We start from the raw sequence: 15,698 nt of genomic DNA on the forward strand, positions 1-15,698 counted from the left end.
TCGGCTAGGCGCCGTCAGGCCTGTTCGTCCCATATTTTCATCAGCGTGGACAGGATCTCTTCGCCGCGGCCCAGCCCGGCCAGATGACTTTCGCCGGGCAGCACGAATAATTCGCAGTCTGCCAGCTTGGACGCCACGTGCTGGCCGTGGGCGAAGGGCACGATGTGGTCGCTGTCGCCGTGCCACCACCGGACCGGGACCTTGACCTCGTCGAGCTGGAATCCCCAGTCCCGGACGAACAGGATGACGTCGTTGAACGGCGCCGCGAGCTGTTTGCGGCTGCCGTTGAGCAAATCGTCGAGGAACATGGCGCCGAACTCGGGCCGGGTGAGCAGCCGCCGGTCGGCTTCCGGCGATATCGCGGCATACAGATACAGCGCGGTGTTCGCGACCGGACGGATGGCCCGGACCATCAGGCTGGCGCCGATCCGCAGCGGGTCGCCGCCCAGCCGCAACAGCGGTGCCACCCGCTTGCCCAGGTTCATCAGACCGCTGCTGATGCCGTCGTCGCCGACGAACGGAGCGACGCCCCCGAGCACACCGGCCGCCACGACGCGATCGGGCAGCACCGCGGCACAGGCGAGTGCGTACGGGCCCCCGCCGGACAGGCCGATGACGGCCATCTTGTCGATACCGAGGGTGTCGGCGATCGTGCGCAGGTCATCGGCGAACGCCCGGATGTTCTCGTAGCGGTGCGGCGTCGACGAGCCGATGCCCGGCCGGTCCAGGCCGATCAGCCGGATGCCGTGTTCTTCGGCGTAGACGCGGGCCTCGGTCGGAATTTGCCGGCGGGCACCCGGTGTGCCGTGCAGCCAGAACATCGCCCGCCCCAGCGGGTCACCGAATTCGGCGAACCCGATTTGGCGGTCGTCGCCGACGGCGACGTTTCCTTCTAGCTTGGGGCGGGCGATCTCGATGACCATCTCAGCAGCTTGGCATGTGACAAGCCGTTTACGAAAGGCTCACACCGGTGTCGCATCGCCTTCGGTAGGGTTTGCTCGACCGGGTCAGGGAGGCTTTGCCATGCAGAGTTCGTTTCCGTTGCACTCCCCCGACTTCTACGCGGGCGACCCCTACCCCGGCTACCGCGAGCTACGCGCGACGGCACCGGTGTGCTGGAACGACGTCGCCAAATTCTGGGCACTGCTGCGCTACCAAGACATCCGCTTTGTGTCGACGAACCCGGGGCTGTTCACCTCCACCCACGGCATCAACATTCCCGCGCCGGGCATGCCGAATCCTGTGCAGGAAAACAGCCTCATCTTCACCGACCCGCCGCGGCACCGGCAGCTGCGCAAGTTGGTCAACTGCGGATTCACCCGCCGCCAAGGCGACCTGCTCGAACCGGCGATCCGGGAGATTGTGGGCGGGTTGCTGGACGGCATCGAGCCCGGCTCGGTACACGACTTCGTCGACGCGATCGCCGCTCCCCTGCCGGCGCGCGTGATGGCCGAACTACTCGGTGTTCCGCGCGACGACCGGGAACAATTCCGGGCTTGGACGGATGTGGTGATCGCCACCGCCGGCACCAACCACGACCTCGACGCCTTCGAGGCCGCGGGCCGGCTCTACCACAGCGTCCGCCAGCTGGTCGCGGCCAGCCGCACCGCCGGTGGCGACGACGTGTTGGCGGTGCTTGCCGGCGCGCGGGCCGATGGGGTTGGACTCAGCGACGAAGAGCTGCTTGACTTTTCGTTCCTGCTGCTGGCATCCGGAATCGAGACCACCCGCAGTCTGCTCGCGCTCGGCACGTGCGCGCTGATCGCACACCCCGACCAACGACGGCTCCTCGTCGAGGATCCGGCGTTGGTCCCCGGGGCCGTCGAGGAGATGTTGCGCTGGACCAGCCCCGTGACGCACATGGCCCGCACCGCGACGACGAGTGTCGAGATTCGCGGTCAGCGGATCGCCGAGGGCGAGTTGGTGGTAATGCTGTACGGCTCGGCCAACCGAGACGAGGAAGTATTCGGTTCCGACGCCGAAGAATTCAAGGTTACCCGGAGTCCGAACCCGCACATTGCCTTTGGCTCCGGTGAACATGCTTGTGTCGGTGCGCAATTGGCCCGCCTCACGGCGACGGTGTTCTTCGGCGAGCTGCTGAGCCGATTTCCCGATGTGGGGCTGGCCGGCGAACTGGACCGGATGCCGGCCACCATGTTGCCGTTGGTGACCCGCATGCCGGTGCGGTTCGGCTAGGCACCCCGCACCCGTTCGCCGATCACCCGCTGATCACGCAACGCGGCCATCTCGTCGTCGGACAGACCGAGGTCACGCAGGATCTCGGTGTTGTGCTGCCCCAGTGTCGGCGGCGCGCTGCGGTGGTGGTGGTCCGGGCCTGGACTGATGCGAAACGGCCAGCCGGGATAACGGTGCGGGCCGGTGATCGGATGTTCGAACTCTTCGTAGAACCCCCGCGCGTCGAGCTGGGCGCCGATGAACTCGGGGTCATACATCTGCTCGCCGGTGATCACCTGCTCGGCCGGAATACCCTGCTTTCCAAGACTTTTGATGATGTCAGCTGGCCGTTGCGTGCGGGTCCAGGCGGCGACCAGGTCGTCGAATACGTCGTGGGCGATCGTCTCGTCGTCGGGCAGCGACACCGCAACCCACGCACCGTCGGCGGCGGTCGGATAGACGCCCTGCAGGTAGCCGCGCTGGCGATTGCCTTGCCGGGCGGAGACGACCCCGTTCATCGAGTACTCGATCACCGGCTCGGCGGTGACAGCCGCGGCGACCTCGATTTGGGCGACTTCGATCAGCTGCCCTTCGCCGGTGCGGCTGCGGTGTTCGAGCGCGGCGAGCAGCGCGACTGCTGCGTGCACCCCGACGATCGGGTCGGCCGGGCCTTGCGGATTGCACGGCGGCCCGTCGGGATAGCCGGTGACGGCCGACATGCCGGCGGTCTGCTCGAAATTCAGGGCCCAGCCGACGTAGTCGCGCCACGGGCCGGCCAATCCGTAGCCGGGCATCCGCACCATGATCACGTCGGGGTTCAGCGCCGTCAGCCCGTGGTAGTCCAGACCGAAGTTCTCCACCACGCGCGGCGAGAAATTCTCCACCACGACGTCGGCCGCAGCGGCCAGCCGGCGGGCGATCTCGAGGCCACGCTGGGAAGTCAGGTCGAGCGTCAAGTCGCGCTTGTTGAGGTTGGTGCCCTGCCAGATGGGACTGCGCTCATACCAGTCATCGCCCTCGTAGGCGAACGCCCCCGAGTAGCGGTGGCCGTCCGGCCGCTGGATCGATTCCACCTTGACGACGTCGGCGCCGAACGCGCCCAGGTAGCAGGTCAGATACGCGCCCGCCCAAAACGTGGTCAGGTCCAGCACCCGCAATCCGGCGAACGGCACCTCGCCTGCTGCCGGTGACAGCGATTGGCCCGCGGTGGACCACGGTTCGGGCCTCGTCCCTAGGCGCGGCGGCGGGCCCGGTTGCGGCACAGTCGTTTTCGAGAACCGGAAGGGCGGCCCGGGGCGTTGATGTGAATCGGATTCGACGAAGAATCCGCGCTCGGCGTACTGCGGGCAGTCCAGTACGCTGGCGCCGTCGTTGACCGGGGCGGCCGGAATGCGCAGCGCCTGGCCCAGTTCGACGATCTCGGCGACCGTCTGGGCGGCGAGCATCGGCTCGGCCTTGGCGAAGAATTCGTCGCGTTCGGGACCGCCCAACATGATCGCCAGCTGCTGCTCGCCGTACTCGGGCAGGCCGAGCATCGCGCACACGTCGAGCCAGTGCTGGCCCGTCAGGCAGTTGATGCCCACCCAGCCGTCGGCGGCCCGCACCACGCCCAGCATCGGTGCCGAGCGCATATTCGCCGGCAGCCCAAGTCGTTTCATCCGCTGCGCCATCAGCATCGGATAGGGCAGCGTCGACAACAACGCCTCGACCTGCGACACATCCACCTCGCGGACCCGGCCGGCCGAGGGCATCCGCAGCGCGGTCAGTGCTCCCAGCGTCCCGTAGGCCCCCGCGACGTATTCGGAGATCCGGCCACCGACCTGCACCGGTGGGCGGTCGGGATCCCGGCTACTGATCCAGCCCGATGCCGCCTGCACGGTCAGCGGCGTCATCGGCCGGTCCCGCATCGGCCCCGACTGACCGCAGTGAGAAATGCGCAGCACCACCAGGTTCGGGTTGAGCTTTTGCAGGGTGTCGACGCCGAGGCCCCAACCGTCCAGCGTTGCGGGCGCGAAGTTCTCCACCAGCAGATGCGCGCCGGCGATCAGTTCGCGGGCGGCCGCAACGCTTTTCGGCTCATCAAGGTCGAGGGTGGCACCGCTCTTGCCCGCGTTGAGGTATCCGAACAAGCCGCCGCATGCCGAGTCGGCATCTCCGAACGGGCCCCAGCGGCGCAGCGGATCCCCGGCGGGCGTCTCGATCTTGGTGACCTCAGCGCCGAGGTCGACGAAAAGCTTTGCGGCGTAAGGACCTGCGATCTGGTTGGCGATTTCGACGACGTGGAGCCCGGTGAGGGGTCCCGTCACGCGGGAACCCCGATGGCCATCTGTTCCATGTATTGATGGACGCCGATGAGGCCACCGCCCTCGCGGCCCAGCCCGCTCATCTTGAAGCCGCCGAACGGCGCGCCACCCGGGCTGCAACCGTTGACGGCGACCTGCCCGGTCCGGATCCGACGCGCAACCCGGGCAGCGCGGTCCACGTCGGCACCCCACACCGCACCGGAAAGTCCGTACTGCGAGTTGTTCGCGATCGCGATCGCATCCTGCTCGTCACGGTAGCGCAGCACGGTCATCACCGGACCGAACACTTCCTCTTGCGCGATAGTCGAATTCGGCTCGACACCGGTCAGGATCGTCGGCTCGAAGTAGAAACCCGAGTGCAGGCCGGGCGGACGCCGTCCGCCGGTCACCAGCTTGGCGCCCTCGCTGCGCGCAGTGGCGACGTGGGCCTCGACCCGATCCCGTTGCGCGGCGCTGATCAGCGGACCCATCTGCACGTCGGGATCGGTGGGGTCGCCCACCTTGACCGCCCCGGCCAGGGCGGCCAGTCGATCGACCACCTCGTCGTGCAGCGAATCGGGAAGCAGCAGCCGGCTGTGCAGGATGCAGGCCTGCCCGGCGTGCAGCGAGCAGCCGTCGAACAGCATCTGCTGCAGCATCTCGTCCGTGATCTCGGTGTCGTCGAGCACGATGCTCGCCGACTTGCCGCCGAGCTCGAGCAGCAGCCTCTTCATCGTGTCCCCGGCGGCGGACATGACCTGGCGGCCGACGACCGAGCTGCCGGTGAAGCTGACCATGTCGATCCGCGGATCGGTGGTCAGCAACTTGGCCGCCTCGACGCCCGACGGTGTGACCACGTTGACGACACCCGGTGGTATGTCGGTGTATTCGTCGATGATCCGCGCGAGGGCAAGTCCGGCCAGCGGCGTCAGCGGTGACGGCTTGAGCACGACGGTGTTGCCCGCGGCAAGGGCATGGTTGAGCTTCATCACGTTGAGGCAGTGCGGGAAGTTCCACGGCGTCAGCACCGAGACCACGCCCAGCGGCTGGTGGCGCAGCACCGTGGTTCCCGCGCCCATCCCGCTGACCTCTTGGTCGGTCAGCTGGGTGGCGAGCTGGGCGGCGTACATGGACATGAACCCGGCGCCGTCGATCTGCATCATGCGCTCGTTGGCGATGCAGCCCCACTCCACTTGAGAGAGCGCGAAGAAGTCATCGGCGTGTTTGATCAGGGCATCGCCGAGCTGACTGAGACACCCGGCGCGCTGCTCGGCGCTCATCGCGCCCCACGGTCCGCTGTCGAAGGCCTGCCGCGCGGCCGCGATCGCGTCGCCGACCTGCCCGATGCTCGGGTCGGGTGCGGTCGCGATCACCTGCTCACTGGCGGGGGAGATGTCGTCGTAGCGACCGTCGGCCGGCTCGACCCAGTTGCCGTCGATATACAGCTGGTAGGTGTCGACAAGCGTTTTCGGAGTCTGTAGCTCGGTCATCCGCATCCTCACCCGATCGTCGGTCATCTAAACACCTGGTGTACACCCATGCACCTGTGACGTCAATCACCAATCTCGTGAATTCCGAGCTATTACAGCGTTTTGCGCATGTATTGACAGCGTCGGGCAGGCCAGAGTAGACACAACGTCGCAGGACACATTGCGGCAATCTGTCGGATAGCGGTCCCGCCGGAGCGCTAGGGAGGCCACGCCGTGCAGACTCATCCGACGCTGCGATCGCCGAGTTTTCCCAGTGTGCCCAATTTTCCGCTGCACTCCCCCGACTTCTATGCCGGTGATCCCTACCCGGCGTACCGGGAACTGCGGGCCAGCGCACCGGTGTGCTGGAACGACGTCACCAACTTCTGGGCGCTGCTGAAGTACGAGGACATCCGCTTCGTGTCGAGCAACCCGGCGCTGTTCACCTCCACCAAAGGCATCAGCATCCCCGATCCGCAGGTTCCCGACCCGGTGCAGCCGGGCAGCCTGATCTTCACCGACCCGCCACGCCACCGGCAGATGCGCAAGCTGATCAACTCGGGATTCAGCCGGCGCCGGGTTTCGGTGCTCGAGGGAAAGATCCGCGAGATCGTGGCGGGCATTCTCGACGGCATCGAGGCGGGTTCGGTCCACGAGTTCGCCGAACAGATCGCCGCTCCGCTGCCCACCCGGATGATCGCCGAGCTCATCGGCGCGCCGCCCGACGACTGGGAGCAATTTCGGGCCTGGTCGGACGCGGCCACCGGCACGGCCGACCCGGAGATCGAGCTCGACCCGATGGTGGCGGCCGGGCAGCTCTACGAGTACTTCCAGAAGCTGATCGCCGCCCGGCGCATCCAACCGCGCGACGACTTGCTGTCGGTGCTGGCCGGCGCCGAGATCGATGAGCAAAGCCTCACCGACGAAGACCTGCTCAACTTCGCGTTCCTGCTGCTCGTCGCCGGCAACGAGACCACCCGCAACCTGATCGCGCTCGGCACGCTGGCGCTGATCGCGCATCCCGACCAGCGCCGCTTGCTGGTCGAGGACCCCACACTGATCCCGGCTGCGGTCGAAGAGATGCTGCGCTGGAACAGCCCGGTGGTCCACATGGCCCGCACCGCCACGGCCGACGTCGAGATTCGCGGTCAGCAGATCCGCGCCGGCGAGGTGGTGGTGATGCTGTACGGCTCGGCCAACCGGGACGAGGACATATTCGGTTCCGACTCAGAGGAATTCAAAGTGACCCGGCATCCGAACCCGCACATCGCGTTCGGGTGCGGTGAACATTCCTGCATCGGTGCGCAATTGGCGCGTCTGGAAGCAACCGTGATGTTCGAAGAACTGCTGCGGCGCTTCCCCACGATCGAGCTGGTGGGCGACGTGGACCGGATGCGGGCCACGATGGTGCCCGGGGTAAAACGTATGCCGGTGCGACTAGGGGTGGGTGACTGAGCGATGCAACTCGAGTACACCGCCGAGCAGCAGCAGTTACGCGCCGAGATCCGCAGCACGCTGGAACAGGTGATGACGCCCGAGCGCGCCGACGCGATCAAGGACCGCAACGAGGGCGGCCCCGAGATACGCGAGTGCGTACGCGCGCTAGCCAACGCCAATCTGCTCGGTGTGGGCTGGCCCAAAGAGTATGGCGGACGCGGTTTCTCGGCGCTCGAGCAATTCATCTTCGCCGAGGAGGCGCAGCGGGTCGGCGCTCCGATCCCGCTGGTGACGCTCAACACGGTCGGGCCGACCCTGATGCAGTGCGGCACCGAGGAGCAAAAGCAGAAGTTTCTGCCGTCGATCCTCGACGGCAGCGTCGAGTTCGCTATCGGCTACTCCGAGCCGGGAGCCGGCAGCGACCTGGCGTCGGTCCGCACGACCGCGGTTCGGGAGGGAAACGAGTACGTGATCAACGGACAGAAGATGTTCACCAGCGGCGCCGCATACGCCGACTATATCTGGCTGGCCGTCCGCACCGATCCGAATGCTAAGAAGCACAAAGGGATTTCGATTCTCATCGTGCCCACCTCGTCGCCGGGCTTCTCCTGGCAGCCGCTCCATACCATGCCGGGCGTCTCCACCTTCTACACGTTTTACGACAACGTGCGGGTCCCGGCGAGCGCGCTGGTCGGCGGCGAGAACCAGGGCTGGCAACTGATCACGACGCAGCTGAACTTCGAACGCGCGGCGCTGGGTAACCTCGGCGCACTCGAGCCGCTGTTCGACAAGACGCTGGACTGGGCCCGCACCATGCCGCTCGACGACGGGCACGTGATCGACCAGCCGTGGGTTCGACTGACACTGGCCCGGGTCGAAGCGCAGGTTGCCGCATACAAACTGGTGAACATGCGGGTCAACGCGGCGATGACGAAGGGCGTGCTCAATATGGGCGAGGCTTCGGCCGCCAAGGTGTTCGGCACCGAACTCACCCAGCAGGTCGCCCGCCAATTGCTGGAGGTGCTCGACCACAACGGACTACGCAAGGGCAACGACGCGCCACTGCGCGGGGCGCTGGAGTCCGCGTACCGGTTCGCGGTCATAAACACGTTCGGCGGCGGGGCCAACGAGATTCAACGTGACATCATCGCCATGGCGGGATTGGGCATGCCTCGAGCACCGCGTGACCTGCGGGCGCCCCAACCTGCTCAGGAACAGTCAGGAGGATCCAGCACGTGACCAACCAAGATCCCGAGTTCCTCGCCAAGTTGCGGGGCCTGGTGAACAAGCCCACCGGAGGGAGCGGAAAGCCTACGGTGGCACCGGATCCGGTGAATCAGCCGATGATCCGGCATTGGGCGTACGCGCTCGACGACATGAACCCGGTGTACCTCGATCCGGAGTTCGCGGCAGCATCGCGGTTCGGCGGCATCGTGTCGCCGCCGGTCATGCTGCAGACCTGGACCATGCCGTCGCCCAAACTGGAGGGCATCCGCGAGCGCGGCGGGGCACCGATGGAGATCACGGACAACCCCACGGCATTCCTGGACGAAGCCGGATACAGCAGCACGGTTGCGACCAACTCGGAATTCGAGATCGAACGCTATCCCCGGCTGGGCGACGTGATCAGCGCGACGTCGGTGTTCGAGGAAGTCTCCGACGAGAAGAAAACCGCGAAGGGATCCGGCTTCTTCCTGACCTGGGTGATCACGTACTGCGACCAGAACGGCGAAGTGCTGGGCCGGCAACGATTCCGGGTACTGCGTTTCAAGCCGGAGAACTCATGAGTACCCGACTGGCACCGGCGATCAGTCCGGACACCGAGTTCTTCTGGAACGGGCTGCGCGAGCACCAGCTGCTGATCCAGCGCTGCAAGGGATGCGCAACGCTGCGCCATCCGCCACGGCCCATGTGTCCCGACTGCCGTTCGCTGGAGTGGGAGGCCATCGAATCGTCGGGCCGCGGCACCGTCTACAGCTACGTGATGCCGCACGAACCCAAATTTCCGTTCTTCGAGTACCCCTACATCGTGGTGCTGGTGGAGCTCGCCGAGGGGGTGCGGCTAGTGTCGAATCTCTGTGACATCGACCCCGCGGACGTCACCGTCGGGATGCCGGTCGAGGTCTTCTACCAGTCCTTCGACGGTTCTGGTTCGGAAGGCCTTGTGCTGCACCAGTTCCGGCCGAGCAGCCAGGTAAACCCCTGATGGACTTCACCTTCACCGAAGAACAAGAGACCGTCAGCAAGGTGGCCCGCGACCTGTTTGCACGTCGCGCCACGCCGGAGCGACTGACCGAACTCGAAGCCGGCGAGACCCGCTTCGACCCCTTGCTGTGGCAAGAACTCGCGGCCGTCGACCTGCTGGGCACCGCGTTGCCGGAGTCGTTGGGAGGTAACGGTAGTGGCTTCGTGGAACTCGGCGTGCTGCTGGCCGAGGTCGGCTGGAGCGTGGCCCCGGTGCCGGCCTACGCGACCCTGGTGCTCGGCGCGGATCCGATTGCCCGGCACGGGAATCCGGAGCAACAACAGCGGTTCCTACCCGGCGTCATCTCCGGAACTCGCATCCTGACCGCCGGGCTGCACGAACCCGGTCGTTCCGACCCGCTCAGGCCGGCCACCAAAGCCGTTCGCGACGGCCAGAACTGGCGCCTGGACGGGGTCAAGGAACTGGTGCCGGCTGCCCAGCTTGCTGACACCGTGCTGGTGCCCGCCACCACCGACGACGGGCAAGCGAGCCTGTTCCTGGTGCCCAGCGACGCCCCGGGCGTCGAGATCCGACCGGTGCCGACCACCAGCCGAGAACCACATGCAGACGTATCCCTTTGTGGTGCAACAGTTTCTGACGCCGACCGGCTGGAAGGCACAATCGAATCGCTGCACACCCGGGCGCTGGTCGGGCTGTGCGCGATCCAGCTCGGCGTCACCGAGCGGGCTCTGCGGATCGCCGCCGAATACACCAGCGGGCGTGAGCAATTCGGACGACCGATCGGCAGCTTCCAGGCCGTACAGCAGCGGTTGGCCGACGCCTTCATCGACGTCGAAGCGATCCGCTGGACCGCCTGGCACGCGGCTTGGCTGATCGCGAACGGACGCCCCTGGCAAGAGGCGCGGCGGGCGGCCCGCATCGCGAAATTCTGGGCCGCCGACGCCGGTGCCCGGGTTGTCGCCACCGCCCAGCACGTCCACGGCGGCATCGGGATCGACATCACCTATCCCCTGCACCGCTATTTCCTCTGGGCCAAGCACAACGAGCTCGCCCAAGGCTGCGCCACCGCGCAGCTGGCCGGTATCGGCAGCACCTATTGACAAGGAATCCGATGACGACGACCGCAAACCGCACCACCACCTTGAAGTGGGCCGACATCAATGTCGGCGACGAGGTCAGCCCGCTCGAAATCCCGATCACCACAACGATGATCGTGGCCGGCGCGATCGCCTCGCGTGACTTCATGCCGGTGCATCACGACGTGGAGTTCGCGAAGAAGCAGGGCTCCCCCAACCTGTTCATGAACATCCTGACCACCAACGGATATTGCGTGCGCTTCCTCACGGATTGGGCGGGCCCCGAAGCGATGGTCAAGAATCTGTCGATCCGCTTGGGCGTGCCGTGCTTCCCCGACGATCCGCTGCGCTTCACCGGCAGCGTCACCGCCAAGACCGAAGGGACCGGCGGGGAGAACTTCGTCGAGGTGACCTTCCGGGGCGCCAACAGCCTTGGCGACCACGTCTCGGGGACGGCGATCCTCAGCCTGCTCGACGGAGCTTTCACAAAGGCCCAAGCATGAGTCGGCTGCCCGGAAGTTGCGCGATCGTCGGCATCGGCCAGACCGAGTTCTCCAAGGAATCCGGGCGCAGTGAACTGCAATTGGCGTGCGAGGCGGTCAGCGCCGCGCTCGACGACGCGGGCCTGACACCCGGCGACGTCGACGGCATGGTCACCTTCACGATGGACTCCAGCGACGAGATCGACATCGCCCGCAACGTGGGCATCGGCGACCTCAGCTTCTTCTCCCGCGTGCATCACGGCGGCGGCGCGGCGGCCGGCACCGTCGTGCATGCGGCGATGGCCGTCGGGACCGGGGTCGCCGAGGTAGTGGTGTGCTGGCGGGCCTTCAACGAACGTTCCGGGTTCCGGTTCGGTGGCAGCGGGCGCAACATGTCGGAGACACCGCTGTTCATGGCGCACTACGCGCCGTTCGGACTGCTCACTCCCGCGGCGTGGGTCGCGATGCACGCCCAGCGCTACATGTCGACCTACGGCGTCACCAACGAAGACTTCGGCCGCATCGCCGTCGTCGACCGCAAACACGCCTCTACCAACCCCGACGCATGGTTCTACCAGCGCCCGATCACGTTGGAAGACCACCAGCAGTCGCGCTGGATCGTCGAACCCGTACTGCGACTGCTGGATTGCTGTCAGGAGAGCGACGGCGGTGTCGCGCTGGTGGTGACCAGTGCCGAACGGGCGCGTGACCTGAAGCAGCCGCCGGCGATCATCACGGCCGCCGCACAGGGTGCGGCCGCCAATGGCGAGATGATGACCAGTTACTACCGCGACGACATCACCGGCCTCCCGGAGATGGGCGTGGTCGCCGACCGGCTGTGGCGTGACTCGGGCCTCAAGCCCCAGGACATCCAAACCGCCTTCATCTACGACCATTTCACGCCGTTTGTGTTCACCCAGCTCGAGGAACTTGGCTTCTGCGGGCGCGGTGATGCCAAAGACTTCGCCACCGTGGAGCGGCTGTCGCTGGGCGGGGAATTCCCGATCAACACCAATGGCGGATTGCTCGGCGAGGCCTACATCCACGGGATGAACGGCATCACCGAGGGCGTGCGGCAGGTCCGTGGAACGTCGCACAACCAGGTCGACAACGTCGAACACGTGTTGGTCACCTCCGGCACCGGTGTGCCGACCAGTGGCTTGATTCTCGCGCCGGCCGGGTGAGCGCGGGTCGTAGAGGGGAGGGCACCATGCCGAAACTCGCACTGTTGACCGCAGTCGGGGGGCCGATCGAGCTTGCCGAGTTTCCGTTGTCCGCACCGACGCCGGGAACCGCCGCACTCAAACTGCGGATGGCCGGGATCTGCGGATCCGACCTGCACATCTATCGCGGCGAGCTGCCACTGCCGTGTCCGTATGCGATGGGCCACGAAATGGTCGGCGAGATCGCCGAGCTCGGCGAGGGGTTGAGCACCGATGCGACCGGCAAACCTCTTGCCGTCGGCGATCGCGTTGTGGCGCCTTATTTTTGGTTCTGCGGCGAATGCCACGCCTGTGCGCGCGGCCGGTCGCACGCGTGCCAGAACCTGATGGCCGGTGAATACCGGACCCACGAGCAGACACCACACTTCGTCGGGGCCTACGGTGAGTACTACTACACCAGCCGACGACAACCGCTGTACAAGGTTCCCGAGGACATTCCCGACGAGGCCGTCGCGCCGCTCAATTGCGCACTGGCCCAGGTGTTGTTCGCGCTGCGCGACGTGCGGATGGGCGATAGCGTCGTGATCCAGGGCGCGGGCGGGCTGGGCATCAACGCCGCGGCCGTCGCGCGCACCGCGGGCGCCGCCGAGGTCATCGTCATCGATAAGATCGCCGCCCGCCTCGATGTGGCAGCCGATTTCGGTGCCACGCATTGCATCGACGCGAGCGGCATCTCGACCGCAGAAGTCGCCGAACGGGTGCGGGCACTCACCGACGGCATCGGAGCCGATTGGGTGCTCGAGGTCGTCGGGGTGCCGGGTGTCATTCCCGACGGTGTCTCATTCCTCAACAACAGCGGCACGCTGCTCGAGGTCGGCAATGTCGGAATGGGGCGGACCTTCGAACTCGACCCGAGCGCGCTGGTCTACGGCAACAAGTCGATCCGCGGCGTGATGCTCTACGACCCCGTCACCTTGGCGATCGGCTTGTCCTTCCTGCAGCACAGCAGTTTTCCGTTCAGCCGGCTGATGCCGGATCCGTTTCACCTGAGCGACATCAACGATGCGTTTGCCTCGGCGGATGCCGGCCTGGTGCCCCGGGGGGCGTTAGTCCCATGACTGCGCAGGCTTCCGCGTTGAGCGAGGCGACCGATACCCGCGAGCTGATCATCGAGTCGGCGTTCTCCTGTTTCGGCAAACAGGGCTTGCAGAAGGCGACGATCGTCGATATCGCCAAGCGGGCCGGGGTGTCGCGCAGCACCATCTACGAGTACTTCAGCGACAAGGCCTCGATCGTGGAGGCGTGCGCCGAGCACGCGTCGCAGCGTTTCTATCTCGAGATGACCAAGGCGATGGCCCGGGGCGGCACCCTCGAGGACAAGCTGTGTTCGGCGGCGGTGTTCGTGACGCAGGCGCGCCGAGTCATCTCCTCGGAGAAGTACTTTGACGAAGACGCAATCAGCCTGCTGCTGACCAAGGACGCGGCCGTGCTGTTGCGGGAATGCGTGGACTTCCTCTCACCCTATCTGTCCGCGGCCAAGCTGACCGGCGAGGTACGCAAGGACCTCGACATCGACGCAGCGGGCGAATGGTTCGCGCGAATTCTGTTCTCGTTGTTCAGCACCCCGTCGCCGATCCGGGATATGAACGACCCAGACGTCGTCACCGAATTCGTCTGCGCGCATGTGGTGCGTGGATTCACCAATGAGCGGGCGCCGAGTGTGCGCCGGCGGCTTTGAGTCTGCGTCGAGGGCGGCGACACACCAGGCCGGCCCACCCTGAGCGCACACTCAACGGCGTTCGTGCTCGAACATCGGACCTTAACCGCGCCGAGCGGCCTTTATCCCGGCTCAATACATGACTTTCGACCCTCGCGGCCGCGGCCCTCGTCATACACACTGCACATCATGACCACGGGCTGACCCCTGGATGGCGTAAGCCTGCCACGGGCACTGTTACCACGATTCAGGAGTACACGATCATGAGCACTCACTACGAGGCACGCCCTGCCGCAGGCGAATACAGCGCCGAAGACGACAACCAACTTCAGCCCGAAGACAGCCTCATCGACCGCGGTGTGGACGACATTCTCGACGAGGGCTATTCGCCGCCCGAGCAACCCTATGGGCCCGGTGCATTCGGCCCGTCTGAAACCATGGATCAGCTGCTTGGCGAGGAAGAACCGGATCCGGCGTCGCGACTCAATGTGCTGCTCGACGAGGCGGAGCGACAACGCTCCGACGAATCAGAGCGCGAAGCCGAATTTGCCCGGCGACGCGAGGTCGGTCGAGTCCGAGCGGGCCGGCTTATGGCGCCGGATCAGGGATCTGGCGACGACGCCGAGGCAGAGTTGGTCGCCGAGGACGTCGGCATCTGTGGCGGCGCCGCCTCTGCCGAAGAAGCCGCGGTTCACATCATCGACGACGAGATCGATGGCATCGAAGACGAGGATTAGCGAACCCGGCAGGTTGCGGAGGACTGTTTTCACCATGAAAATATGGGTCCAACTCGAGGGCCACGACGAAGACGACGAGTATCCGGACGACGCCACCTACGAAGTACTCACCGGCGGCGTCCTAAAGATCAACAGCGGCAACGACATTCACCTTTACGGTCCGGCCTACTGGCAAGAGGTCACGATCGACACCCGCCCCGCCGCTGCGCATGACGAGCAAGCCGAACGACTCGACGACGAGCTCAAATGGCAATGAGGCGCGTGCGGAGTCAGATCCCAGTATCGGCGGTGGTACCGGTCGACGGTGCGGCAGGGCCGAAGGCGTCCTGGAACAGGTAGGCGCTGGCAAGACTGCGATACGGCCGCCACGGCTCCGCGAGGCGGACCACCTCGTCTTGGCTGGGCAGATGGTCGAGCCGATAGGACCGCTGGATGGCCTTGCGCAGGGCGAGGTCTCCGGGCAGCACCACGTCGGGGCGCGCGAACGCGATGATCAGAAAGCCGTGCACAGTCCAGGGGCCGATCCCCGGGATGGCGGTCAGGCGCGTCTCGATCTCGGCATCGGACAGTCCGCGCAGCTCCCTGTCGCTGAGAGTGCCGTCGGCGAACTGGGCGGCGACGGTTCGCAGCGTGCTGATCTTGCGTCGCGACAGCCCGGTCTTGCGGAGCTCGTCGGGGTCGACGGCCAGCAGCTCGGCAGGGGTGGGGAGGTGTCCGTTGAAGCGGTCCTGAAGGCGGTCGAGGATATGGCGGGTGGCTGCGACGGATAGCTGTTGGCCGATGACCTGGAAGATCAACGTTGTGAACGCGTCCAAAGGCGGGAGGTCCGCCAGCCACGCGCGGGGGTCGAAGTCGGGGTGCTTGTCGATGAGGTGAGCCAGCACGGGATCGGCGTGGCTCAGATGGGTGCGGGCGGGGTCGGGCCGCTCGTCGACGACCGGGCTCATGGCCGTG

16 protein-coding genes are annotated in these 15,698 nt (G+C 66.1%); 12 read left to right on the forward strand and 4 right to left on the reverse strand.

Translation table 11 applies throughout. The features are described from left to right. Positions 1–14: 14 nt before the first annotated feature. Positions 15–923 (reverse strand): alpha/beta fold hydrolase, encoded by a 909-nt coding sequence (locus tag MJO58_RS20895; RefSeq protein WP_090605455.1) that lies wholly within the window; start codon positions 921–923, stop codon positions 15–17. A 100-nt stretch (positions 924–1,023) separates the two neighbouring features. On the opposite strand from MJO58_RS20895, the gene MJO58_RS20900 reads away from it, so the two are divergent. Continuing rightward, entirely contained in the window at positions 1,024–2,196 is a 1,173-nt protein-coding gene (locus MJO58_RS20900) for a cytochrome P450 (RefSeq protein ID WP_239720822.1), read from the forward strand. Here the strand turns inward: MJO58_RS20900 and MJO58_RS20905 are convergent. Beyond that, positions 2,193–4,481, reverse strand: coding sequence for a CaiB/BaiF CoA transferase family protein (locus tag MJO58_RS20905; protein ID WP_239720824.1), 2,289 nt, complete (start codon positions 4,479–4,481; stop codon positions 2,193–2,195). The two genes, MJO58_RS20900 and MJO58_RS20905, sit on opposite strands and share 4 nt — an antisense overlap. Then, complete coding sequence (locus MJO58_RS20910; protein ID WP_434086384.1) at positions 4,478–5,947, reverse strand: aldehyde dehydrogenase family protein; 1,470 nt, start codon at positions 5,945–5,947, stop codon at positions 4,478–4,480. Before MJO58_RS20910 ends, MJO58_RS20905 begins: the two co-directional genes overlap by 4 nt. A 213-nt stretch (positions 5,948–6,160) precedes the next feature. Between MJO58_RS20910 and MJO58_RS20915 the strand changes: the two genes are divergently transcribed. The 11 genes from MJO58_RS20915 to MJO58_RS20965 all read left to right on the forward strand — a co-directional run bounded on the left by MJO58_RS20915 (position 6,161) and on the right by MJO58_RS20965 (position 15,000). After that, positions 6,161–7,381, forward strand: a complete 1,221-nt coding sequence (locus MJO58_RS20915) for a cytochrome P450 (RefSeq protein ID WP_239720826.1) — start codon at positions 6,161–6,163, stop codon at positions 7,379–7,381. A 3-nt stretch (positions 7,382–7,384) separates the two neighbouring features. Next, positions 7,385–8,602 carry an acyl-CoA dehydrogenase family protein gene (locus MJO58_RS20920; RefSeq protein WP_239720827.1) on the forward strand — a complete coding sequence of 406 codons (1,218 nt, stop codon included), beginning with the start codon at positions 7,385–7,387 and terminating at the stop codon, positions 8,600–8,602. Continuing rightward, positions 8,599–9,150, forward strand: coding sequence for a MaoC family dehydratase (locus MJO58_RS20925; protein WP_175364517.1), 552 nt, complete (start codon positions 8,599–8,601; stop codon positions 9,148–9,150). Before MJO58_RS20920 ends, MJO58_RS20925 begins: the two co-directional genes overlap by 4 nt. After that, entirely contained in the window at positions 9,147–9,569 is a 423-nt protein-coding gene (locus MJO58_RS20930) for a Zn-ribbon domain-containing OB-fold protein (RefSeq protein ID WP_090605467.1), read from the forward strand. The genes MJO58_RS20925 and MJO58_RS20930 overlap by 4 nt, the downstream gene beginning before the upstream one ends. After that, positions 9,569–10,669 carry an acyl-CoA dehydrogenase family protein gene (locus MJO58_RS20935; protein ID WP_239720828.1) on the forward strand — a complete coding sequence of 367 codons (1,101 nt, stop codon included), beginning with the start codon at positions 9,569–9,571 and terminating at the stop codon, positions 10,667–10,669. The genes MJO58_RS20930 and MJO58_RS20935 overlap by 1 nt, the downstream gene beginning before the upstream one ends. Before the next feature lie 11 nt (positions 10,670–10,680). Continuing rightward, entirely contained in the window at positions 10,681–11,148 is a 468-nt protein-coding gene (locus tag MJO58_RS20940) for a MaoC family dehydratase (RefSeq protein WP_090605472.1), read from the forward strand. Continuing rightward, positions 11,145–12,311 carry a lipid-transfer protein gene (locus tag MJO58_RS20945; protein WP_239720829.1) on the forward strand — a complete coding sequence of 389 codons (1,167 nt, stop codon included), beginning with the start codon at positions 11,145–11,147 and terminating at the stop codon, positions 12,309–12,311. Before MJO58_RS20940 ends, MJO58_RS20945 begins: the two co-directional genes overlap by 4 nt. 26 nt (positions 12,312–12,337) lie before the next feature. Then, positions 12,338–13,408 (forward strand): zinc-binding dehydrogenase, encoded by a 1,071-nt coding sequence (locus MJO58_RS20950; RefSeq protein WP_090605476.1) that lies wholly within the window; start codon positions 12,338–12,340, stop codon positions 13,406–13,408. Next, on the forward strand, positions 13,405–14,028 hold the full coding sequence (locus MJO58_RS20955; protein WP_090605479.1) for a TetR/AcrR family transcriptional regulator: 624 nt from the start codon (positions 13,405–13,407) through the stop codon (positions 14,026–14,028). The genes MJO58_RS20950 and MJO58_RS20955 overlap by 4 nt, the downstream gene beginning before the upstream one ends. A gap of 242 nt (positions 14,029–14,270) precedes the next feature. Beyond that, positions 14,271–14,744, forward strand: coding sequence for a DUF5709 domain-containing protein (locus tag MJO58_RS20960; protein WP_090605481.1), 474 nt, complete (start codon positions 14,271–14,273; stop codon positions 14,742–14,744). Positions 14,745–14,778: 34 nt separating this feature from the next. Then, a complete protein-coding gene (locus MJO58_RS20965; protein WP_090605482.1) occupies positions 14,779–15,000 on the forward strand; it encodes a hypothetical protein in 222 nt (73 codons plus the stop codon). Positions 15,001–15,013: 13 nt separating this feature from the next. Here the strand turns inward: MJO58_RS20965 and MJO58_RS20970 are convergent, their stop codons facing one another. Beyond that, positions 15,014–15,691, reverse strand: a complete 678-nt coding sequence (locus tag MJO58_RS20970) for a DNA-3-methyladenine glycosylase family protein (protein ID WP_090605484.1) — start codon at positions 15,689–15,691, stop codon at positions 15,014–15,016. Between the last annotated feature and the right edge of the window lie 7 nt (positions 15,692–15,698).

This window comes from Mycobacterium lentiflavum, assembly GCF_022374895.2.
Lineage (GTDB): Bacteria > Actinomycetota > Actinomycetes > Mycobacteriales > Mycobacteriaceae > Mycobacterium > Mycobacterium lentiflavum.